This is a genomic window from Streptomyces sp. NPDC054883, from assembly GCF_053610645.1.
On record NZ_JBSGYT010000110.1, the window covers coordinates 1 to 750 of the forward strand.

Annotated in this window: 1 rRNA gene (only partly in view); it reads right to left on the reverse strand. The window is 54.3% G+C overall.

The features are described from left to right. Positions 1–750 (reverse strand): 16S ribosomal RNA (locus ACWGH1_RS35150); its annotated part runs 604 nt beyond the window's last position; the annotation flags it as partial.

Genomic DNA, 750 nt, shown 5'->3' on the forward strand with positions numbered 1-750 from the left:
ACGGCATGCTGATCCGCGATTACTAGCGATTCCAGCTTCACGCAGTCGAGTTGCAGACTGCGATCCGAACTGAGAACAGATTTGTGGGATTGGCTTAACCTCGCGGTTTCGCTGCCCTTTGTTCTGTCCATTGTAGCACGTGTGTAGCCCAGGTCATAAGGGGCATGATGATTTGACGTCATCCCCACCTTCCTCCGGTTTGTCACCGGCAGTCACCTTAGAGTGCCCAACTGAATGCTGGCAACTAAGATCAAGGGTTGCGCTCGTTGCGGGACTTAACCCAACATCTCACGACACGAGCTGACGACAACCATGCACCACCTGTCACTCTGCCCCCGAAGGGGACGTCCTATCTCTAGGATTGTCAGAGGATGTCAAGACCTGGTAAGGTTCTTCGCGTTGCTTCGAATTAAACCACATGCTCCACCGCTTGTGCGGGCCCCCGTCAATTCCTTTGAGTTTCAGTCTTGCGACCGTACTCCCCAGGCGGAGTGCTTAATGCGTTAGCTGCAGCACTAAGGGGCGGAAACCCCCTAACACTTAGCACTCATCGTTTACGGCGTGGACTACCAGGGTATCTAATCCTGTTCGCTCCCCACGCTTTCGCTCCTCAGCGTCAGTTACAGACCAGAGAGTCGCCTTCGCCACTGGTGTTCCTCCACATCTCTACGCATTTCACCGCTACACGTGGAATTCCACTCTCCTCTTCTGCACTCAAGTTCCCCAGTTTCCAATGACCCTCCCCGGTTG